The sequence below is a fragment of the Pseudomonas sp. A-R-19 genome (assembly GCF_019956575.1).
Classification (GTDB): Bacteria; Pseudomonadota; Gammaproteobacteria; order Pseudomonadales; family Pseudomonadaceae; genus Aquipseudomonas.
The window spans coordinates 1-21874 of sequence record NZ_JAHBDR010000106.1; the positions used below are offsets into that span (position 1 = coordinate 1).

A 21874-nucleotide genomic window follows, 5' to 3' on the forward strand; every position below is an offset into this window, starting at 1 on the left:
ACCGCGCCTACCGCATGGGCCGCGCCATCAAGGCCGGTCGTGTGTGGACCAACTGCTACCACCTGTACCCGGCGCACGCCGCGTTCGGCGGGTACAAGAAGTCCGGCGTCGGCCGTGAAACCCACAAGATGATGCTCGACCACTATCAGCAGACCAAAAACCTGCTGGTGAGCTACGACATCAATCCGCTGGGTTTCTTCTAATCGCGTAACGGCTATTCGCCAGCAAGCCGGCTCCTACAGGATCACGCAAACCCTGTAGGAGCGAGCTTGCTCGCGATGGCGGTCTCAAACACAAAAAATAACCTTCCCGCCGCGCGGAGCTGTCGATGAAAATCCGTTACAAGGTAAGCCTTGTGGCTGCTTGTGTGCTGTTCGTGACGACCAGTCTGCTGTCGCTGGTCCAGGTCAGTCAGGTCCGTTCTATTTTGCGCACGCAAGTCGAGGAAGGTATCTCCGAATCGAGCAATGCAGTGGCGCGACAGATCGAAAACTGGCTGAACGCCAAACTTCGGCTGATGGACTTGGCGGCTCAGGCGATCGACAGCCAGTACAGCTCGCAAGCCACCCAACGCATCATCGATTCACCGATACTGAAAAACGAATTCGAACTGGTATTCGGTGCCCTTCAGTCAGATGGAAAACCGATCAAGAACTCCGCACCCTGGAGTCCCGGTCCTGACTACGATGGACGCTTGCGCCCTTGGTATGCGAGCGGCAAGGCGGGTAGTCAGTCGGTTTTAACCGAGCCCTATAAGGCTTCAACTTCCGACGAAATCCTGATCTCGGCCGTCACCAAAATCAGCGATGGTGGCCAGTTTCTCGGTGTGTTTGGGGGACAAATTCGTCTGAACACGATTGCCGACGCCATTAATACGTTGGACTTTGGCGGGGCCGGTTATGCATTTCTGATGAGTCGAAACGGCAATATTATTTCCCATCCGGACGCCAATCTGAATGGTAAGCCCTACGGCGAAATTTTCGGCGGTGCCCAGCCACCACTCCACAGTCAGTTGCAGGAGGTACAGATAAAGGGAAAGACACTCCTGATTTCCTTCATCCCTCTTTCTCAGCTCAAGGGCATGGATTGGTACATTGGTGTAGTGCTCGATCAGGACATTGTCATGGCCGCAGCCCACACCCTGAGTTGGCGTGCCGTCATTGGTACGGGCCTGGGTGTATTGCTTAGCCTGTTGGTGTTGGGGCTGCTGGTCAGACGGCTACTCCGACCCCTGGATCAACTCAAGGAATCGTTGGCAGACATCAATCGCGGAGAAGGCGACCTGACCCGTCAGCTACCCGTGGTCGGCAATGATGAAATTGCACTGGTCGCCGGTGAGTTCAACCAGTTCCTGCAGAACCTGAAAGCACTCATTGGCGATGTGAAAAACAGCTCGCAACAAGTCCGCGAGAGCACCGCGGCGACGTCATGCGAAGCGGATCAGGCCGCCAACCGCGTACAGATTCAATTACAGGAACTGGATCAACTGGCCACCGCCATGACCGAGATGGCCTCGACCGCCGAGGACGTCGCACGCAACGCTCAAGTCGCGGCTGAAGCAGCGATCGTTGCCAGCGAGGAAACAGCAGACGGGGTGGCCCTGGTCTCCAAGTCGACGGGGGCGATCAAGCGTTTGGCCGAGGAGATGGACGACACCGGTCATGCGATCAATGAGTTGTCCACGCTCAGTCAAAGCATCGAATCGATCGTGGCGGTCATTACCAGCATCGCCGACCAGACCAATCTTCTCGCGCTCAATGCGGCCATCGAGGCGGCGCGCGCTGGTGAATCGGGGCGCGGGTTTGCTGTGGTGGCTGATGAGGTGCGCTCACTGGCCTCGCGTACCCAGCAATCCACTCAGGAAATACGCCTGATGATTGAGCAACTGCAGACGGGAGTGAAGCACGCTCAAGTGCGAATGCAGCAAAGCCGCGACACTGCCAGCAAGACGGCAGGCGATGCCAATGCAGCCAATGACACCCTCGAGCGCATACGTGAAGCCATTTACCGCATCAATGACATGAACCTGCAGATTGCCGCCGCCGCTGAAGAACAGAGCGCCACGACCGAGGAAATCAATCGCAACACGACGAACATCCGCGATATCAGTCTTGAAGTATCCGGCAGTGCGGACAAGCAGGTTCGTCAATGCTCGGCGATGGTGGACCATGTCGGCCAGCAGGACAAACTTCTCAGTCGCTTCAGGGTTTGAGTTTCGCAATTGCCCGAATGCTCAGGCTGCAGACAGTGACAGATCACAAAAACAACTATTCCACCGAGGTAAGAAAGATGAGTGCGGCTTCCCTGTATCCCGTTCGTCCCGAGGTTCTGGCCAATACGCTGACCGACGAGGCGACCTACAAGGCCATGTACCAGCAGTCGGTCGTCAACCCGGACGGCTTCTGGCGCGAGCAAGCCAAGCGCCTCGACTGGATCAAGCCTTTCACCACGGTGAAACAGACCTCCTTCGACGATCACCATGTCGACATCAAATGGTTCGCCGACGGCACCTTGAACGTTTCCTACAACTGCCTCGACCGTCATCTGGCCGAGCGCGGCGATCAAGTGGCGATCATCTGGGAGGGCGATGACCCTGCCGAAAGCCGCAACATCACCTACCGCGAACTGCACGAGCAAGTCTGCAAGTTCGCCAACGCCCTGCGTGGCCAGGATGTGCACCGCGGCGACGTGGTGACTATCTATATGCCGATGATCCCCGAAGCCGTGGTCGCCATGCTGGCCTGTACCCGGATCGGCGCGATTCACTCCGTGGTGTTCGGCGGCTTCTCGCCAGAAGCCCTGGCCGGTCGCATCATCGACTGCAAATCCAAAGTGGTGATCACCGCCGACGAAGGCATTCGTGCCGGCAAGAAAATCCCGCTCAAGGCCAACGTCGACGACGCACTGACCAACCCGGAAACCAGCAGCATCCAGAAAGTCATCGTGTGCAAGCGCACCGGTGGCGACATCAAGTGGAACCAGCATCGCGACATCTGGTACGAAGACCTGATGAAAGTGGCCGGCACCGTGTGCGCGCCGAAAGAGATGGGCGCCGAAGAAGCGCTGTTCATCCTTTACACCTCCGGCTCCACCGGCAAGCCGAAGGGCGTGCAGCACACCACTGGCGGCTACCTGCTGTATGCAGCCATGACCCACGAGCGCGTGTTCGACTACCGCCCGGGTGAGATCTACTGGTGCACCGCCGACGTTGGCTGGGTCACCGGCCACAGTTACATCGTCTATGGCCCGCTGGCCAACGGCGCGACCACGCTGCTGTTCGAAGGCGTGCCGAACTACCCGGACATCACCCGGGTGGCGAAGATCGTCGACAAGCACAAGGTCAACATCCTCTACACCGCACCGACCGCGATCCGCGCCATGATGGCCTCGGGTACTGCTGCGGTTGAAGGTGCCGATGGCAGCAGCCTGCGCCTGCTCGGTTCGGTTGGCGAGCCGATCAACCCGGAAGCCTGGGACTGGTACTACAAGAATGTCGGCAAGTCGCGCTGCCCGATCGTCGACACCTGGTGGCAGACCGAAACTGGCGGCAACATGATGAGCCCGCTACCGGGCGCGCATGCGCTCAAGCCAGGCTCTGCGGCGCGTCCGTTCTTCGGCGTGGTACCGGCACTGGTGGACAACCTGGGTAACATCGTCGAAGGCGAGGCCGAGGGCAACCTGGTGATTCTCGATTCGTGGCCAGGCCAGGCGCGTACGCTGTTTGGCGACCATGACCGCTTCGTCGATACTTACTTCAAGACCTTCCGTGGCATGTACTTCACCGGTGACGGCGCCCGTCGCGACGCCGATGGTTACTACTGGATCACCGGTCGCGTGGACGACGTCCTCAACGTGTCCGGCCACCGCATGGGCACCGCCGAGATCGAAAGCGCGATGGTCGCGCACCCGAAAGTCGCCGAAGCCGCTGTGGTCGGTGTGCCGCACGACATCAAGGGGCAGGGCATTTATGTCTACGTCACCCTGAAAAATGGTGAAGAGCCGAACGAGCAACTGCGCCTGGAACTGAAAAACTGGGTGCGTAAAGAGATCGGTCCGATTGCTTCGCCGGATGTCATCCAGTGGGCACCGGGGCTGCCGAAGACCCGTTCAGGCAAGATCATGCGGCGGATTCTGCGCAAGATTGCGACGGCTGAATATGATGGGTTGGGTGATATCTCCACCCTGGCCGATCCGAGTGTGGTGCAGCATTTGATTGATACGCACAGGATGATGAAGGCAACCTGATTCATCAGGCATCATCGAGTCTTTCGCCCGGTAATTTACCGGGCGTTTTGTTGTTTGGTCCTGGTCTCAAAGACCAATGACTTCAACTATCGATCTTGCTTACTGGAATTCTTTAATACTTTTCCGTGGGTGAGGCTGTCCGTTGATCGAGTTGTGGCTAAAACTTGTCAATCTATTGCCAACAACTCTTTCTTAACTTTAACGAATTATTTTCGGTTTTTATAAAACGTACTGTTTATGGAGCGAAAAGGAAAAGCTACATGTATCGGGGTGGCCAGCCAAACTTGCAAACTGGTATCGGCTGGGTCGATTGTGACCTGCAATCAAACGATTTGAGATATGAGTACGTGGCGTTGAGTATGACGTTACTTTTAACAACAAAAATAAAGGAGTCGTCATGACTGCTCGTTTCCACAATCCAGTTGATACACGTTTCGGCTGGAACAGCGTTTTGGAACTCGTCGCTCTCACCGAAGACCAAAACGTCGCTCTTGTGATTTTTCCCGAAGCGCGTGGACTGGGATTGGTGGAGCGTATTCAGTTTCTACTTGGCGATCGGTTGACGTACATCGTTGAAGACGTGCAGCCCAACCCCGACGTGTCCCAACTGCGCAACACTTATGAGCGTTTCTGGCAGGAAGCAAGCGATTGCCAAACGGTCATCGCCGTCGGCGGAGGCAGTGCGATTGACACCGCGAAGGCGCTGATTGTCGGCACTGAGTCGGGCAGCTTTGATGAATTGCTTGCCTTGCTGGCAACGGGCAAGCCCTTTGTCCCAGCCCGCAGCAAAGCACTGATCGCGGTCCCCACCACGGCAGGCACCGGTAGCGAAGTGACCCCTTGGGCCACCATCTGGGACACCGAGGGCCAAAAAAAGTACTCCCTGCACCTGGATTGCACCTGGCCCAAAGTCGCCATTGTCGATCCCAACCTGATGCTCACCGTACCGGCTGGCGTCACCGTTTCCACCGGTCTGGATGCCCTGTCGCATGCGCTGGAATCCATCTGGAACATCAACGCCAACCCGATTTCAGACACCTTCGCGGTTTCCGCGATTGAGGACATTCTGGAATGCCTGCCGCTGCTGCGTCATGACCTGAGTAACAAGGAGCTGCGTTCGCGGATGGCCTTGGCCGCTCTCAAAGCCGGGATGGCTTTTTCCAACACCAAGACGGCCCTGGCCCATTCCATTTCCTACGAAATGACTCTGCGCCACGGCCTGCCCCATGGCATCGCTTGCTCCTTTACCTTGCCGCTGGTCCTGGGTTTGGCGTGGGGCCATGACGAAGCGCGCGACCGCACGCTGCAACGCATTTTCGGCAACGATCTGCCCAAGGCACAGGCGCAGCTGCGCGAGTTTCTGCACAGCCTGGGGGTGAAAACGGAGTTTGCCGACTACGGCGTCACGGCGGGCGAAGCGCAAGAGATGATTAATTTTGCCATGCAAGGTGCACGCGGCAAGAACTTCATCGGCTCTCAAGCAGCGTAACCCCTACAGCCAAGCACTGCTGCGGCGTGTCGGGCCGCGGCGATTTCCGACTGCACCTACATAAAGTGCACCCTCCGACTCGCTCGGGGGGAACGAACAATAATAAGGAAAAGATCATGAATCGTGCCCAAACCATGCCAGGTTTAGCAACCTCTACCCCCTCGTTCCGGGTCGCCCAATGGCGCATGCTGCTGGCGGCCATGTTCTGTTATCTATTTTTCTACACCGGTCGGCAGACATTTGGTTTTGCCATTCCGGGCATTCAGGCCGAGTTTGGCTTTACCAAGGAACACCTTGGTTGGGCATCGGCGGCCATGCTCTGGGCCTACGCCATTGGCCAGGCCATCAACGGCAACCTCGCGGACAAGTACGGTGGTCGGCGCATCATGACCGCCGGTGCCGTGTTGTCCTGCGTCGCCAACTGGGTGACCAGCTTCGCCAGCGGCTTTGCCGCGCTGATCCTGCCTTGGGGTATCAACGGCTACTTCCAGGCCTTGGGTTGGGCACCGGGTAGTCGACTCCTCTCCAATTGGTGGAGTGCGGGCGAGCGCGGCAAGGTGTATGGCTTGTATGTGTTTGCCGCGGGTTGCGCCTCGGTCCTGTCCTATGTGACCTCAATCGTCGTGCTCGAAGTCTTCCAGTTGGAATGGCGTTGGATCTTCCGTTTGCCAGTGCTGCTGATGCTGGCGGGCGGCATCATCTTCTACCTGGTAGCCCGTGAACGTCCGCAGGATTTGGGCTTTGAGCCTCTCGCCGATACCGGTGTGGCCAATGCCGACGACAAAAACCACGAAGTGGCACACGGTGAAGTTGAAACCTCGGCGCAACGCTATAAAGCGGTGCTGAAGAATGCCCGCTTGATCATCGCCGCTGTGTCTCTGGGTTTCCAGAACGCGGCTCGCTATGGCCTGATCGTCTGGGTACCGGTGCACTTTCTGGGCGCCAACTGGAAAAGCGGCGACAGCCTGGTCGATCCAAAGTGGATTACCGTAGCGCTGCCGGTGGGCATGGCCATCGGTGCGCTCAGTAATGGCTGGATTTCGGACAAACTGTTCGGTTCCAAACGCTACCTGGCGATCATGCTCTACATGTTCCTTGGTGCGGGCACCAGTCTGTGGATGTGGACCCTTGCGCCTCACAGCGCCCTCGGCCTGGTGGCATTGTTCCTCTGTGGCTTTTTCGTCTACGGCCCGGCGTCGAGCTTTTGGGCACTGTGCCCAGACCTGGTTGGCGCCAAGCGGGCGGGTACGGCCACCGGCGTCATGAACTTCGCGTCCTATCTGTTCGCTGGCCTGGCGGAGCCCCTGATCGGCGGCATGCTCGACGCCACCGGCAATACCTCGTTGATCTTCATCGTGGTCACCGCTGCCTGTCTGTGCAGTGCCACGGTCGCGCTGTTTATCAGGCGTTAATGCTCTGTCTGAGTTGCACGGTTTAAATGCCAGAAAATAAGAATCAGGACTTTTCTATGTACCAGTACTACGAATGGTTCCGTTCTTTTCATACGGTTGCAAGAACAGGCAGTTATGCGCTTGCGGCTGAATATCTGAGCGTTCGCCGACCGATTGTGTTTGAACAGGTGAACGCTTTAGAGAAGAGTTTTTCAGTGGAGCTATTTCATCGTCGCGGGCGCTCCTTCGAATTGAGTTCCATAGGACGTCAACTGTTTGCAATAACTCGAGGTCTTTTCGATCAAGAGGATGAAACCGTGCAACCGAGGGTTAGCCCTGGCAATCTCAGGAAGGGCTCACTGCGAGTGGGTGCTGTATCTCCCCCAATCGCAATGAACATAATTTATGCATTGATGCATCACTATCCCGACATCGAACTGAAAACATTCTTCAATACCGAAAGTACGACGTTGGAGCGGCTATACAACTTTGACATTGATGTTGCAATCCTGGCTCACTCGGAGTTCGATCAGCGTCTATACACTCACTTGTATCGACGCTACCCTATTATTGCCGTTGTCCCCGAAGATCATCCCTGGGTGCAGCAATGTGAAGTTACCGTTAATCAGATCGGCGGCGAAAAACTTGTTCTGCGTGAAGGGAGCTCTCGAACGCGCCAACTCGTTGAAGAAGGATGCAGGAAACTTGATGTCGAACTCAATTGCGTAATGCAACTGAACAGCCGTGAAGCTATCGTGCACGCCATCTCGCAGAATATGGGTATTGGATTTGTCTCGGAGGTCGAATACGTTGGGACGCCTGGCACCCGTCCAATAATCTTTGCCGATCATCCCTTCCACATTGAATACTACCTTTGCTGTTTGGATATACACCGTGCACGGCCGCTGATTGCCGAACTACTTAACTTCAGCATGACGCCCTACTTGGCGCCGCATTAGTTTATTTAAAGAAGAAGCCACGAAATCACCCTCCCGCAGTTGGAGGGACGCTCCCACTCATTCCTCGAACGGAGATTCACCATGCAATACAAACAACCTTCCCAAGTACAAGCTGTGGTCCTGGACTGGGCGGGCACTGTCGTTGACTTCGGCTCTTTCGCGCCCACTCAAATCTTCGTCGAAGCCTTTGGCGAATTCGGCGTTGCAGTCTCCCTCGAGGAAGCGCGTGGCCCGATGGGCATGGGCAAGTGGGACCACATCCGCACATTGTGCGATCAACCGCAGATTGCTGAACGCTACCGCGCCGCCTTTGATCGCCTGCCGACCGATGACGATGTCACCGCGCTCTACGAACGTTTCATGCCTCTGCAGATTGAAAAAATCGCCTTGCATTCGGCGCTGATTCCGGGTGCTTTAGAAGCCATTGCGACCCTGCGCGATAAAGGCTTGAAAATTGGTTCCTGCTCCGGTTATCCGGCGGTGGTGATGGAGAAAGTGGTCGAGTTGGCCCGGCAGAACGGCTACGTAACCGATCACGTCGTGGCCACTGACGAAGTGCCTAATGGCCGTCCGTACCCAGCCCAGGCCTTGGCGAACGTGATTGCCCTGGGGATCAGCGACGTGGCTGCCTGTGTGAAAGTCGATGACACCTGGCCAGGCATCCTCGAGGGTCGCAGCGCTGGCATGTGGACCGTCGCACTGACCTGCTCTGGCAACGCTCTGGGTCTGACCTATGACGAATACAAAAACTTGTCGGCGGCAGTACTGGCGGAAGAGCGTGCGCGGATCATCAAGATATTCGAAGACTCGCGTCCCCACTACGTGATCGACACTATCGTCGAACTCCCCGCCGTGATCGAAGACATCAACCAACGCCTGGCACGCGGTGAGCTGCCTCAAGCCTGCTGAGTGTCTTGAGCTTTTTGCTACTTGTCTGGCTTGCGCATCAAGCCGGGCAAGTAGCTACCCGAGCAATCTAAACCATGGGAAATCCCATGAGCGGAAGAGTCGGCAGACTGGCAATTTGTTTAAAAGCTATTGGGGATTTCAGTCCAGCCGTTTGAACTTGAAAGACGAAGGAGAGATCCAGAAAGAGGCGTCTCGAATGACTATCCTGACAATTAATATGTTCAAGTCATTCGCCTGTTTCGTCGTCAGATTTTGAATTTATCTGTTTAAGTTTGCGTCAAAAACACGAACTAGTACTTGCAGTAGTAGTTGCCGATCCAGCAACCAAAATGCGCTGTTGATCGAAAACGATACGGTTCTTCATTGCGTAGCGTTTTCGTGAAGCCGAGCTTTTCATAATAAAAAAACCTGGAGCACAAAATGTACAAGCAAACCCTGTCGGCTGCCGTGGCGCTGGCCAGTATCTCCTCATTTGGTGTCTATGCTGGCGAAGCCGCACCCGAAGGCTTCATCTCTGGTAGCAAGGCAAGCGTCAGCTCGCGCACCATGTATTTCAACAACGACAACCGCGTTGGTGGTGCAGATCAGAAAGAAGCTGCCGAAGGTCTGCTATTTAACTACGCTTCCGGCTACACCCAAGGCACCGTTGGCCTTGGCGTCGATGCTCAAGCGCTCGTGGGTATCCATCTGGACGGAGGTAAGGGCCACCACCCTGACAACAACACCTTTTCTCCAAGCGACTCTGATGGTTCCGCTGAAAAAACGTGGAGCCGTGGAGGCGCCAACGTCAAGGCCAGATTATCCAAAACCGAGCTGAAGGTGGGCAGCGCGCTACAACCTAACTTGCCGATCCTCGTTGCCAATGACGGTCGAGTGCTGCCTCAAACTTTTCAAGGCGGCATGCTGACCTCAAAAGAGTTCAACAACGTGACGCTAAATGTCGGCAAGATCACTCAGGCAGCTGGCCGTGCATCCAGCAACTGGGCTGGGCTCTCAGTAGCCGGGGCAACGCAAGATTCCAACAGTTTCCAGTTCGGTGGCGCGGACTGGAAAGTCACCAAGGATTTGACCGTTCAGGCATATCATTCGCAACTTGAAGACTTTTACAAGCAAACGTTCCTTGGCCTCATACACGTCTTGCCGATAGGCGATGGCCAAAGTTTCAAAACTGACCTGCGCTACTTCGATAGCAGTTCCGATGGCAAGAATGGAGATGCGGGCTACCGTTTCAACAACAACAGCGGATACGCGAAAAATGCGGGCGAGGTCGACAACAAGACCTGGAGCGCCATGTTCACCTATACCCTTGGCGGTCACTCGTTGATGCTCGGCCATCAGCGCGTGAGCGACGATGGCGGGTTCGTTTGGGTAAACAATGGGAGCATCACTGATAGCCGTGGACGCAATGAAGGGGAGGGGGGATCCAGTTTTTATCTGTTCACCGATAGCATGATCAACCAGTTCGCCCGTGCCGGAGAAAACACCACTTTCGGCCAATACACCTTTGATTTCGCTCCTGTTGGCGTTCCAGGCTTGAAAGCCAGCGTCGCGTATTTGCATGGCGATGATATTAAGGATGTGGGTAATGGTAGCGATCACTCGGAGTGGGAGCGCGACATGCGCTTCGACTACGTTGTACAGAGTGGTCCGCTGAAAAACTTTGGTGCGTCCCTGCGTCACGGCGTCTACCGCGGTGACGATTCAGGCTCGGTTCGTAACACCGACCAAACCCGTCTGATCTTTAACTACACCTACACGTTCATGTAAATCACGTGTCGTAAAAGCCCCGTAAACTCTCGCAATGCTGTTCACTTAAGCATGGGGTTGTTAAAAACTGGCTTGGGGGGATATCCATTGCTGCGGTAACGGCCACTTATGGTTTCGCCCTTACGGCGAGTCCCTTTTTCAAACGCCAAAAAGGAACCAAAAGGCTCTTGCCCCACCACTCGGTGCCTCGCCTAGGCTCGGCATGCCCTCTCTCCGGCATTGCTCCGTGGGTCGCCGCGCTGGGCCATCCATGGCCCAGCGCGGCTAAACCGGCGTCCTGCCGGTTTACCCACTACGCAATGCCTGCGTTCGGCCATCGTGGTTTAACGGGGCGCCACGATCAAAAGCAAAGCGAGGCGGCCTGACAGCCGACCTGTTTCTAGTGAACACGTTTCCCTGTAGGAGCGAGCTTGCTCGCGATGGTCGCCAACGATAAAGCGCCCTGTCTGGATGACTGCGTTGTCTGGAAGTCCATCGTCGGAACGCCGCCCGGAGCAGGCGCGCTCCTACAATTGGATCGCGCACAGACCTACAATCAGGTCGGCTGTCAGGCCGCCTCGCTTTGGCTTTGGCTTTTTGATTTTCTTGCCCTATATCGAGAGGCCGAGTGGAGGTTCTGCGCAGGCTTTTCCAAGTGACTCGCTGTAAGAGCAAAACCATAGGTGGCCGTTACCGCAGGAATGGATATACACCTAATCCAAATATCCACCTGGAGCCCTCCAACGTAAAGTGAACAGCATTACGTAAACTCTCGGGGCTTTTATAAACAGGCATGCGGTGGATTTTCATTTTCCGAGATCATGGTCGCAATTGAATGCACCGCGTTACGATCCGTGCACTAACATGGTCAGCGCTTAATCAGTAACGACAATACTGCGCTCGCCGCACAGAGTCCCGCTACCGTCGGAAAAATGATCGACGTACTACCGGTCGAGTCGGGCAGTGCGACCGTGACCCACTTCGGGTCAATCAGCGTTGACGACGTCTTCCAGTCCAGCCCGAGAAAACGGTGAGCAGCCTTTGGCTGCGCTAACCAGTATTTGGATTAAGCGAAAGGGCGCGCGCAGTCTTCGCTGCGCTACTGAGTTTTTGCATCAGGCGAGTTGGTTGAGCGCGATATCGATAATGTCGAAGTTACGCAGGCGACCAGGGTTATCGAGGCTGGCTAGTTTGCGATTGAAAATGAGGGGCACTTTTTGCTCGGATACACCGCCGTGTGAACGCAAGGGCACCGTCAATCCGGACAAGTCGTGTTTGTCGGCCGAAGTCCCCATCACCGTCAAGCGTTCTGCAATAACCACGGGATCGCCAATCCGGTCTTCCGGGAGTTCGAAACGCTGGCTGGCCTGGGTACGCGTCAGAACCGCCTCGACACCCGCCATGCCGGTGAGAAAATCGATGGCATCGCGCTGTGGTACCGCATCGCGCAAGTACACGGTGGCGTAGGATCCCAGAGCACCGTGGTGCACTACATAGGGGGCGGTGATCGGCAGTAATACCCGGGTGTGCTGCGCGCCGTAGCGGGCGTCGAGCAGGTCTTGCAAAAACAGGATATTGGGGCGGCCTATCGCATCGGTCTTGGCGTTCATACCGTGATCCGCGGTAATCGCCACGATCGTGCCTGCCTCGTGGTAACGCTTGAAGTAGTTGTCCATCATGGCGTAGAACGCATTGGCCTCCGGGGTGCCCGGCGCATGCTTGTGCTGTACATAATCGGTGGTGGACAGGTACATGAAGTCGGGGCGCTCTTCGTCAGCAATGAGAGCCCGGCGGCGAACACGAACTCTGAAAGCTCAGCGCTGTACACCGAAGGCACCGGCATGCCGATCCGTGCGAGGATGTTCTCGACGTCGTGTTCCTCCAGGTTCGCCTGATCGGCTTTTTCCGCCGAAAAGCAGATGCCGTTGAGCTGATGCCCCAGCAGGTTGCGCAGTTTGTCCTTCGCGGTCACCACGGCGACCAACTGGCCGGCCCTGGCCATCTCGGCAAGGATGGTTGGCGCGCGAAGGTACTTCGCGTCGTTCATCAACACTTCTTCCTGCGTGTCCTGGTCAAAAAAGAAGTTGCCGCAGATGCCGTGAACGGAGGGTGGGGCGCCGGTCACGATCGACAGATTGTTCGGATTGGTGAAGGAGGGCACCACGCCGTCGCTGGGCTCGACCTTCTACGCGTTAGTGCCGCTCGATGCCGACAAGCCAGTCCACTTGAGGGCGTTTGTCGATTGGCTGCAATCTGTGAGCGTTACAAGTGAGTAACCGCAGTGATGGTAGCTATGTATCTCGATTCAGCATCCTGACACTAGAGAATGGCTACGGTTTTGAACCATGTAGCCGATGGGTTATGTCGAGGTTGCTGCCACAAACTCCATAGTTCTCATTCTCGACCTGGAAAAAGCGGGTTCGATCAATCCAAAAGGCTGTAAAACAGCACTGACGTGTTCCAGGTCGCGACTGATGCAATTCGTGGCTTCGACCGGGCGATCGCTCAACCAACGAACGTCGATGTTCCAATTCAATGAGCCCGTGAGCGTTTTTACACGCGCTGGGCCGATTGCTGCCAGTCAGCAAAATCTGCAATTGACCCATTGTCGGCTGTTACCAGAGAGACTCGGGTGCATCGCATCGGACATTCAGCGTCGAGATTGGAGTTCAACGACCGCAACGGCGCTCTAGGCTGTCTCGGAGTTCATGGAAGCGGTTTTGTCTTGGCCTTGCCACTATCCTGGGAGATTGTGAATTGCCCTGGGTTTGATGAAACCCCAAACCCATAAGGGTGTTGCTCCTCTTTGAGGGCCGTACCTATGAGCGGTAGCAAACGAAGGCGAGCCTTATTCGGCTTATGATCATGTATTGACACACACTTTATAAATAAGGGCATCTGATGACCACTGCACATGTTTTCATCGCCACCAGTCTGGATGGCTTTATCGCCCGACCCGATGGCGACATCGACTGGCTTTTGCAGCGCGATGATCAGACCGAGGATCATGGCTACTCAGATTTCATCGCCGACAAGGATGTAATCGTGATGGGGCGGGGAACCTATGAGAAGGTGCTGACCTTCGACACATGGTTCTACGACCGGCCCGTGGTGGTGCTGTCTGAGCAACTGGCCGACTCGCCGGTGCCCGAAGCGCTGAAGGGCAAGCTGCGTTTTTCCAACCAAGCACCTAGGGACTTGATGGAGGAACTGGCGAGGCAAGGCATGCGTCGGGTCTATGTCGATGGCGGGCAGTTGGTGCAATCATTCCTGCGCGATGGATTGGTCGCCGATATGGTGATCACCACCGTTCCCGTGCTGATCGGATCGGGTAGGCCATTGTTCGGGGGCCTTCAGCAGGATGTTGACTTGAAACTGTTATCCAGCCGCTGCTTTCCTTCGGGTTTGGTGCAGTCCACCTATCGGCTGGCCCCATGACCCACCCGCATGGACGTTCTATCCAAGGCAAGGGCAAGAGCGCGCATCGTACCCCCGCCCTGGATCATCTACTGGGCCCTTTGGTAGAGGTAGAGTGTTCGAATCACTCCGTCCCGACCATATTTTTCAATGACTTAGCCCAACTCTAACCAGTTGGGCTTTTTCATTGGTGGGGAGTTTTTCGGGACTTCATCCAGTTTTCCTCTTCGAGCACGCTGGTGCCAAGCTCCTGTACCGGGAATTCCCAGTCCCACCTCAATTTGGTAAAAAGTCTGAATGCTTGATTGGATCCAATCTGCTAGAATCTGACCACCTGCCTGACTCTGGCTCTTTACCAGGCACGGATTGCTAGGCCAGAGTTGGGCGGGTTCCTGGGTGTATTCAGGTGGCGCGGGGAGGTGAGCGTTTTGGGCTGGCTTTCCTTGGTTGGAGTGGTTTTGTGTTACGCGACTTCCGGACCACGGAGGCAGCGCTAATGAACAATCTCGGTTCAAAAGTTATCGAGAAAATTGAGTTTTGCAGTGGCACCTTCGGGGTTTTGCCCTCGATTCAGAGCTGGTTTATGCAACAAGGCCACATGAAAAATGAGAGTAGAAATATTATTCATCGCTTTGCTGGGGATTTTATCGCTAGTTCAAACATCACTGTCCTTCGCGGATAATGTGAATGGAAAAAATCTCTATTTACAGCGATGTGCCATGTGCCACGGAATAGATATCAAGGGAACAGGACCACTGGCTAATAAAAGCAATCCTCCTACACCTGATCTAACAACCTCTGCTTTCAAAAAACGATTAAATGATTATCCTGGTGTTATTGTGTCTTCGATCATACTCCGTCCGAATGGAGATTTGATTCCAAGAACTTTGCGAGAGAATGGTGTAAAGCTATTGCCACACTCTTGGAGCGTTAAGGATTTTCGCGATTTAAATCAATACATGAGTGGTGTGATTTCAAAAAATCGATGATTTTGAGATGTCGGGCGGCGAGTAGACGCCTGCCTCTCCGGCTGGCGTGATTCGTTCAAGTGGGGTGATAGGGTCCGCGACATACCAGACAGGGAGTGCGGTCATGGCGTGGCTTAAAAAACTACAAATGCTCCGTGACCGAATGTGGTGGAGTATTTGTGTTCGTCCCGGCATGGGGCCGATCCGCGACACATCTTCGGGCATCGTTGCACAGAGCGCCAAGCGCGAGCCTTGTATTTTGCGGGTTTCCGAGGTGTTGTCTTGCACGGGGTGCTAGGGGCGAGTGTTCGAATCACTCCGTCCCGACCACATTTACTGAGTAAAATCAGGCACGAAACTAGCGACGGCAAACCAACTGTCAACCAAGGTGCTGCATCTGCTGCCTGCTCAACGGAGAGCGCGTCGTTGTTTTGCGATCGTTGACTGAGGGAAAGGATCTGCATATACAGTCCGTTCTTTCAATTTTGTTTCGGTAAGTCATGAGCGAAGAACGAGATATCCCCGAGCCCGAGCACGATCACCTGCTCGATCATGAGTTCCATGATGACGAGTCATGGGTCGAAGATGATGCTCAAGCAATTTTTGACGAAGAAGACGCAGAGGATGATGACGTTGATTTTCTGGATCAGATAGATCAAGAGGACTGACACGACAAAATCCAACGGTTTCACGGCACGCAAGTTACCGGCATGGCTGTTCAGGTCGAATCACACGCAGCGGGCATGCACTTCAGGCGTAAACTGAACAAGGTGCAGCAGGCATAGAAACGCGCTGCACCCGGAGGTGATGTCATGCGTTCAACAACCGTCTGCACCTCGATCGCACTGCTCGCGCTGTTTATGGTGCCACTTGCCACCGCAGCGTCTTCGGTCGAAGTCGTCTTCAAGAACCCCGAAAAATTCACCGACGCCAGCCTGGACAGTCCGGGCTATGAACGTGGTGCCGATCCTTATGTCATGAAAGAGCTGCGCAGCTACATCCAGAAGCTTGGCGAGCGGTACCTGCCAGCCGACCAGCAGCTGCAAATTGAAATTCGCAACATCGACCTGGCCGGTCGCTACGAACCCTGGAGGCTGAATGCCTATGAAGTGCGCTTCATGCGTGAAATTACCTGGCCGAGCATCGATCTGCATTACGTGCTCAAACAAAACGGCCAGACCGTGAGCCAGGCCGACGCGAGGGTCATGGACCAGTCCTACCTCCAGCGTCCGGGGCGTGCCGGCAGAAGTGACAGGCTCTATTCCGAGAAGGCCATGCTCTCGGACTGGTTCCACAGACAATTTGCCGGGCAACATCAGAGCGGGTTGAATTGAACCTCTGAATCAATTGTCCGATTTGGGAAACTTGGGCCAGAAAGTAAAAAGCCCGGCGCTGGGCCGGGCTTTCTGTAGATGGGCCAAATCCCTTTGGCTGATCGCATTGTGCTTGATAGGTGTGACGAAGGTGTGACAGAAAACCGGTGGTATGGGCAACCGCAGAAACTGCTCGTTCCAGGCTCTATTGTTGCGTGCGACCTCGCTTGTGCAGGAAAGCGTCGCAGGCAACAAAAAGCCCGCTCGGTGGCGGGCTTTTCATACGGGGTCAAATCCTTTTGTCCCTTCAATCTGCGCTTCATTATGTGAGCGTTTCGTGAAAAACAGGTCACTGATACGAAAAATCCCGGTGATCTACGCAGCCCTTACCGCCGATCCAGCCAAACGGTCTGTGCATTACAGAATTCGCGCACTCCGAAGTGCGAGAGCTCACGGCCAAAGCCGCTCTTCTTCACGCCACCGAAGCTGACTCGCGGATCGCTGGCGCTATAACCGTTGATGAATACGCCGCCGGTTTCAAGTTCGTTGGCCATTTGTTGGGCGAGTTCGCTATTGCGCGTGTAGATCGTGGCGGTTAGACCGAACTCGCTGTCATTGGCCAGTTCCAGCGCATGGGCTGCGTCGCGGGCCGTGATGATTGAGGCCACTGGACCAAACAATTCCTGTTTGAATGATGTCATCTGATCCGTCACATCGCCGAGCACGGTGGGTTCATAGTAGTTGCCGGGGCCTTCAGCCTTCTTTCCACCCATCAGCAACGTCGCGCCTTCTTCCAGAGTGTCGCGCACCTGTTGATCCAGTTCGTCACGCAGGTCGAAGCGAGCCATCGGGCCGATGTAAGTGGTGGTGGCGAGTGGATCACCGACAACCAGTCGTTGGGTAGCCTCGACGAACTTGCGAGTGAATTCCTCGACAACGCCTTGCTCGACAATTAGGCGTTTGGCGGCGGCGCAGACTTGTCCGGTGTTTTGATAGCGCCCGATCACGGCGGCTTTTACCGCCTCATCGAGGTCTGCGTCGTCGAGCACGATGAATGGGTCGGAGCCACCCAGTTCCAATACGCATTTCTTCAGTGCTGCTCCGGCCTGGGCACCAATGGCCATGCCCGCACGAACGCTACCGGTGAGGGTGACAGCCGCGATGCGTGGATCGGCGATCGCCTTGGATACACCTTCCGGGGTGACGTTGATGACTTCGAAAACGCCTTCAGGAAAGTCCGCCTGCTTGATGGCATCCAGCAGCAGGTAGGCGCTGCCCATGACGTTTGGCGCGTGCTTGAGCACGAAGGTATTGCCGGCGAGCAAGGTGGGGACCGCGCCGCGCAGGACTTGCCAGATGGGGAAGTTCCACGGCATGACGGCGAGAATCGGGCCGAGCGGGCGATACTCAATGCGTGCCTTGCCGCCTTCAACCTGGGTCGGTTCCGGGCTCAGCATGGCGGGACCGTGTTCGGCGTACCACTCGCAGAGCTGGGCACATTTTTCAATTTCGCCACGGGCCTGGGTAATCGGCTTGCCCATTTCCAGGGTGATCATGTTGGCCATGGCCTCGGCATTGTTGCGCAAGGCTTGGCCGAGGTTGATCAAAAGCTGCGCGCGTTGTTTAACCGGTTTGCTGCGCCAGGCTCGAAACCCGCTTGCGGCCCGCGTCAGTGCGGCCTGCAATGCCGAATCGGAGTCGAAAGGGTACTGGCCGATCTGTTCGCCAGTGGTCGGGTTGATCGAAATGGCATGGGTAAGGCTGGAAACGTTGGTCATGGCACCGTCCTGCTAGGTGGGAATGTGCTCAGGTTAGGGGGGTATATGTTTTATGGAAACTGAATAATACTGAGCATAGCGTTCACGTTTGGAGAATGACTTGGATCTGGTTCAGCTCGAAATTTTCAAGGCTGTCGCCGAGCACGGCAGCATCAGCGTAGCCGCCCAGCATATCCACCGGGTGCCTTCGAATCTGACGACCCGAATCAAGCAGCTTGAGCTGGACTTGGGGGTGGACCTGTTTATTCGCGAGAAGAGTCGCCTGCGCTTGTCGCCGGCCGGCTGGAGTTTTCTGGATTACGCTCGACGTATTCTCGACCTGGTTCAGGAGGCGCGCGCGACAGTGGCGGGTGAAGAGCCGCAGGGCGCCTTCGCCCTGGGTTCCCTGGAAAGTACTGCCGCGGTTCGTATTCCAGAGCTATTGGCCGCCTACAACCAGAAGCACGCCAAGGTCGAGCTGGACCTGTCCACCGGTCCCTCCGGAACCATGATCGACGGGGTGCTGTCGGGGCGGCTGGCCGCGGCATTCGTCGATGGTCCGGTGCTGCATCCGGCACTGGAAGGCGTGCCTGCTTTCGAAGAGGAAATGGTCCTGATCGCACCGCTCAACCATGAGCCGATTCATCGGGCCAAGGATGTGAATGGCGAAAACATCTATGCCTTCCGCTCCAACTGCTCCTATCGCCATCATTTCGAGAGCTGGTTCGCCAATGGCGCGGCGGTGCCGGGCAAGATTTTCGAAATGGAGTCCTATCACGGCATGCTGGCCTGCGTCAGCGCCGGTGCCGGCCTGGCGCTGATGCCCCGCAGCATGCTCGAAAGCATGCCGGGATGCACGACGGTCAGCGTTTGGCCGTTGTCGGAGTCGTTCCGCTATCTGCGCACCTGGCTGGTGTGGCGTAGGGGAACGGTGTCGCAGAGCCTGACGATGTTTGTGCGCTTGCTTGAGGAGCGCGGTGTCGCGTTGATCGATAAATAGTGGAAAGTTAACGGTCAGTGCTGAAAAACCGGATAATGGCGGCCAAATCGTATAGCTCGTTATTCTGGTAATCGCACATGGAAATCAAGGTCAACTTTCTCGACAACCTTCGACTTGAAGCCAAGTTCGACGACTTCACGGTGATTGCCGATCAACCCATTCGCTACAAAGGCGATGGCTCGGCGCCTGGACCGTTCGATTACTTCCTGGCTTCGTCGGCGTTGTGCGCGGCGTACTTCGTGAAGCTGTATTGCGAGACTCGCAATATCCCCACCGAAAATATCCGTCTGTCGCAGAACAACATTGTTGACCCGGAAAACCGCTACAACCAGATTTTCAAGATTCAGGTCGAATTGCCGGCGGACATCTCCGCCAAGGACCGCCAGGGGATCTTGCGCTCCATCGACCGTTGCACGGTAAAGAAGGTGGTGCAAACCGGGCCTGAGTTTGTGATTGAAGAGGTCGAAAACCTCGACGTCGATGCCCAGGCGTTACTGATGCCGCATTCGACAAGTGAAGCGGGCACCTACATTGTGGGCAAGGACCTGCCGCTGGAGCAAACCATCGCCAACATGTCGGGCATCCTCGCCGACCTGGGCATGAAGATTGAAATCGCCTCGTGGCGCAATATCGTTCCCAATGTGTGGTCGCTGCATATTCGCGATGCGCACTCGCCGATGTGTTTTACCAACGGTAAAGGCGCGACCAAGGAAGGCGCGCTGGCATCGGCACTGGGCGAGTTCATCGAGCGGCTCAACTGCAACTTCTTCTATAACGATCAGTTCTGGGGCGAGGACATCGCCAACGCGGCGTTTGTGCATTACCCGGACGAGCGCTGGTTCAAGCCGGGCCCGAAGGACGAACTGCCGACTGAAATCCTCGACGATTACTGCCTGAAGGTTTACGACCGGGATGGCGAGTTGCGTGGCTCGCATCTGTACGACACCAACTCCGGCAACACCCAGCGCGGTATTTGTTCGCTGCCGTTTGTGCGCCAGTCGGACAATGAGGTGGTGTACTTTCCGTCCAACCTGATCGAAAACCTGTTCCTGAGCAATGGTATGAGCGCTGGCAACACGCTGGCCGAAGCCCAGGTGCAGTGCCTGTCGGAGATTTTCGAGCGTGCGGTCAAGCGCGAAATCCTCGAAGGCGAAATGGCCCTGCCGGATGTGCCGCAGGAAGTACTGGCGAAGTACCCGGGGATTCTGGCCGGTATCCAGGGCCTGGAAGAGCAGGGCTTCCCGGTGCTGGTCAAGGATGCGTCGCTGGGTGGGGAGTTCCCGGTGATGTGCGTGACCTTGATGAACCCGCGTACCGGTGGCGTGTTTGCCTCGTTCGGCGCGCACCCAAGCCTGGAAGTGGCGCTGGAGCGCAGCCTGACGGAACTGCTGCAAGGTCGCAGTTTTGAAGGTCTGAATGATCTGCCTCAGCCGACCTTCGAAGGTCAGGCGGTGACTGAGCCGAACAACTTCGTCGAGCACTTTATCGACTCCAGTGGTGTGGTCTCGTGGCGCTTCTTCAGTGCCAAGCCGGATTTCGAATTCGTTGAGTGGGATTTCTCCGGTCAAGGCGAAAACTCCAATGTCGAAGAGGCCGCGACCTTGTTCGGCATTCTCGAAGACATGGGCAAAGAAGTGTACATGGCGGTCTATGAGCACATTGGCGCCAAGGCCTGCCGCATTCTGGTGCCGGATTACTCGGAAATTTATCCGGTAGAAGATTTGATCTGGGATAACACCAACAAGGCGCTGCAGTTCCGCGCCGACATCCTCAACCTGCACAGCCTGAGCAAAGTCGGCCTGAGAACGCTGGCCAAGGGTTTGGAAAACAGCGAGCTGGATGATTACACCGACATCACCACCTTGATCGGCATCGAGTTCGACGACAACACTCCTTGGGGCAAGTTGACGATCCTGGAGCTGCGGCTGCTGATTTATCTCGCCTTGCAGAAGTTTGACCAGGCCAAGGATCTGGTGGAAGCCTTCTTGCAATACAACGACAACACCGTCGAGCGTGGCTTGTTTTATCAAGCGGTGAACGTCGTGCTGGAAATGCAGCTGGACGACGATCTGGAGCTGAGCGACTACGAGGTCAACTTCCGCCGGATGTTCGGTAATGAGCGGATGGACGCGGCGATTGGGTCGGTGGATGGCAGTGTTCGTTTCTACGGTCTGACACCGACGAGCATGAAGCTGGAGGGGCTCGACAGGCACCTTCGCCTGATCGACAGCTATAAAAAGCTGCACACGGCGCGGGCGAGGGTGGCGGCCTTGTCCAGCTGATAGCGATCACAAAAAAGCACCTTGGGTGCTTTTTTGTTTTTGGCTATGACATGGGGTGTGGCTGCCTATGAGGAAGCTCTTCTATATAGAGGGGGCGTTCTGCTCCTCTATATAGGCTTCCTTTGGGGTGTTTTGCTGCTTTCTGCAGCTTATTGATAGAAAACCTAAATCAGTGCTTGACGGCAGATTTCAGATCTCTATAATTCGCCCCACTTCCGGTGCAGTCGAAACGGAAAATTCCTTGGTAAACAACGAGTTACGAAGTTTTCGACAGCAGGTTGCTTCAGTTCATCGAAGCCAAAAGGAAGTTGAAAAAGAGGTGTTGACAGCAGCGTGTAACGCTGTAGAATTCGCCTCCCGCTGATGAGAGATCTGAAGCGCAAGTGGTTGAAGTTGTT

Annotated in this window: 18 protein-coding genes and 1 pseudogene; 16 read left to right on the forward strand and 3 right to left on the reverse strand. The window is 55.8% G+C overall.

What is annotated here, in order from left to right; translation table 11 throughout:
- From KGA88_RS28820 to KGA88_RS28860, 10 genes and pseudogenes are all read left to right on the forward strand, one after another.
- Positions 1 to 203, forward strand: a 203-nt coding sequence (locus tag KGA88_RS28820) for an aldehyde dehydrogenase family protein (protein ID WP_223590122.1), incomplete at its 5' end; no start/stop codon positions are given.
- Positions 204 to 328: 125 nt separating this feature from the next.
- Positions 329 to 1354: pseudogene (locus KGA88_RS31880) on the forward strand (cache domain-containing protein); the annotation flags it as partial.
- A gap of 27 nt (positions 1355 to 1381) precedes the next feature.
- Positions 1382 to 2212, forward strand: a complete 831-nt coding sequence (locus KGA88_RS31885; RefSeq protein WP_411740874.1) for a methyl-accepting chemotaxis protein — start codon at positions 1382 to 1384, stop codon at positions 2210 to 2212.
- A 77-nt stretch (positions 2213 to 2289) separates the two neighbouring features.
- A complete protein-coding gene (acs, locus tag KGA88_RS28830; RefSeq protein WP_223596019.1) occupies positions 2290 to 4245 on the forward strand; it encodes an acetate--CoA ligase in 1956 nt (651 codons plus the stop codon).
- 397 nt (positions 4246 to 4642) lie between these two features.
- Positions 4643 to 5734 (forward strand): iron-containing alcohol dehydrogenase PsrA, encoded by a 1092-nt coding sequence (gene psrA / locus KGA88_RS28835; RefSeq protein WP_027620556.1) that lies wholly within the window; start codon positions 4643 to 4645, stop codon positions 5732 to 5734.
- Positions 5735 to 5850: 116 nt separating this feature from the next.
- A complete protein-coding gene (locus KGA88_RS28840) occupies positions 5851 to 7146 on the forward strand; it encodes an MFS transporter (protein WP_110661375.1) in 1296 nt (431 codons plus the stop codon).
- 56 nt (positions 7147 to 7202) lie between these two features.
- The gene (locus KGA88_RS28845) at positions 7203 to 8084 is read left to right on the forward strand and encodes a LysR substrate-binding domain-containing protein (protein WP_223596021.1); all 882 of its coding nucleotides are present in this window, start codon (positions 7203 to 7205) and stop codon (positions 8082 to 8084) included.
- 81 nt (positions 8085 to 8165) lie between these two features.
- Positions 8166 to 8993 (forward strand): phosphonoacetaldehyde hydrolase, encoded by an 828-nt coding sequence (phnX, locus tag KGA88_RS28850; RefSeq protein ID WP_223596023.1) that lies wholly within the window; start codon positions 8166 to 8168, stop codon positions 8991 to 8993.
- Positions 8994 to 9413: 420 nt separating this feature from the next.
- Entirely contained in the window at positions 9414 to 10760 is a 1347-nt protein-coding gene (locus tag KGA88_RS28855; RefSeq protein WP_223596024.1) for an OprD family porin, read from the forward strand.
- Between the two features lie 410 nt (positions 10761 to 11170).
- Complete coding sequence (locus KGA88_RS28860; protein WP_223596027.1) at positions 11171 to 11398, forward strand: hypothetical protein; 228 nt, start codon at positions 11171 to 11173, stop codon at positions 11396 to 11398.
- A 456-nt stretch (positions 11399 to 11854) separates the two neighbouring features.
- Here the strand turns inward: KGA88_RS28860 and KGA88_RS28865 are convergent, their stop codons facing one another.
- Together KGA88_RS28865 and KGA88_RS28870 are read right to left on the reverse strand one after the other, a co-directional pair.
- Positions 11855 to 12493 (reverse strand): alkaline phosphatase family protein, encoded by a 639-nt coding sequence (locus KGA88_RS28865; protein WP_263296292.1) that lies wholly within the window; start codon positions 12491 to 12493, stop codon positions 11855 to 11857.
- Positions 12415 to 12900, reverse strand: a complete 486-nt coding sequence (locus KGA88_RS28870) for an alkaline phosphatase family protein (protein ID WP_317851689.1) — start codon at positions 12898 to 12900, stop codon at positions 12415 to 12417. Before KGA88_RS28870 ends, KGA88_RS28865 begins: the two co-directional genes overlap by 79 nt.
- Positions 12901 to 13640: 740 nt before the next feature.
- Here KGA88_RS28870 and KGA88_RS28875 point away from each other — a divergent pair.
- The 4 genes from KGA88_RS28875 (at position 13641) to KGA88_RS28890 (ending at position 16458) form a co-directional block, all read left to right on the forward strand.
- Complete coding sequence (locus KGA88_RS28875) at positions 13641 to 14177, forward strand: dihydrofolate reductase family protein (protein WP_223596032.1); 537 nt, start codon at positions 13641 to 13643, stop codon at positions 14175 to 14177.
- Between the two features lie 584 nt (positions 14178 to 14761).
- On the forward strand, positions 14762 to 15145 hold the full coding sequence (locus KGA88_RS28880) for a c-type cytochrome (protein WP_110660241.1): 384 nt from the start codon (positions 14762 to 14764) through the stop codon (positions 15143 to 15145).
- Positions 15146 to 15624: 479 nt separating this feature from the next.
- A complete protein-coding gene (locus tag KGA88_RS28885; protein WP_181432060.1) occupies positions 15625 to 15792 on the forward strand; it encodes a hypothetical protein in 168 nt (55 codons plus the stop codon).
- Positions 15793 to 15936: 144 nt separating this feature from the next.
- On the forward strand, positions 15937 to 16458 hold the full coding sequence (locus tag KGA88_RS28890; protein WP_110660240.1) for a DUF3016 domain-containing protein: 522 nt from the start codon (positions 15937 to 15939) through the stop codon (positions 16456 to 16458).
- A 365-nt stretch (positions 16459 to 16823) separates the two neighbouring features.
- Here the strand turns inward: KGA88_RS28890 and KGA88_RS28895 are convergent, their stop codons facing one another.
- On the reverse strand, positions 16824 to 18215 hold the full coding sequence (locus KGA88_RS28895) for an aldehyde dehydrogenase family protein (protein WP_223596041.1): 1392 nt from the start codon (positions 18213 to 18215) through the stop codon (positions 16824 to 16826).
- Positions 18216 to 18315: 100 nt separating this feature from the next.
- Here KGA88_RS28895 and ptrR point away from each other — a divergent pair, with 100 nt between their 5' ends.
- Positions 18316 to 19194, forward strand: a complete 879-nt coding sequence (gene ptrR, locus KGA88_RS28900) for a putrescine utilization regulator PtrR (RefSeq protein ID WP_110659226.1) — start codon at positions 18316 to 18318, stop codon at positions 19192 to 19194.
- A 77-nt stretch (positions 19195 to 19271) separates the two neighbouring features.
- Entirely contained in the window at positions 19272 to 21476 is a 2205-nt protein-coding gene (locus KGA88_RS28905; protein ID WP_223596043.1) for an OsmC domain/YcaO domain-containing protein, read from the forward strand.
- Positions 21477 to 21874 lie beyond the last annotated feature (398 nt).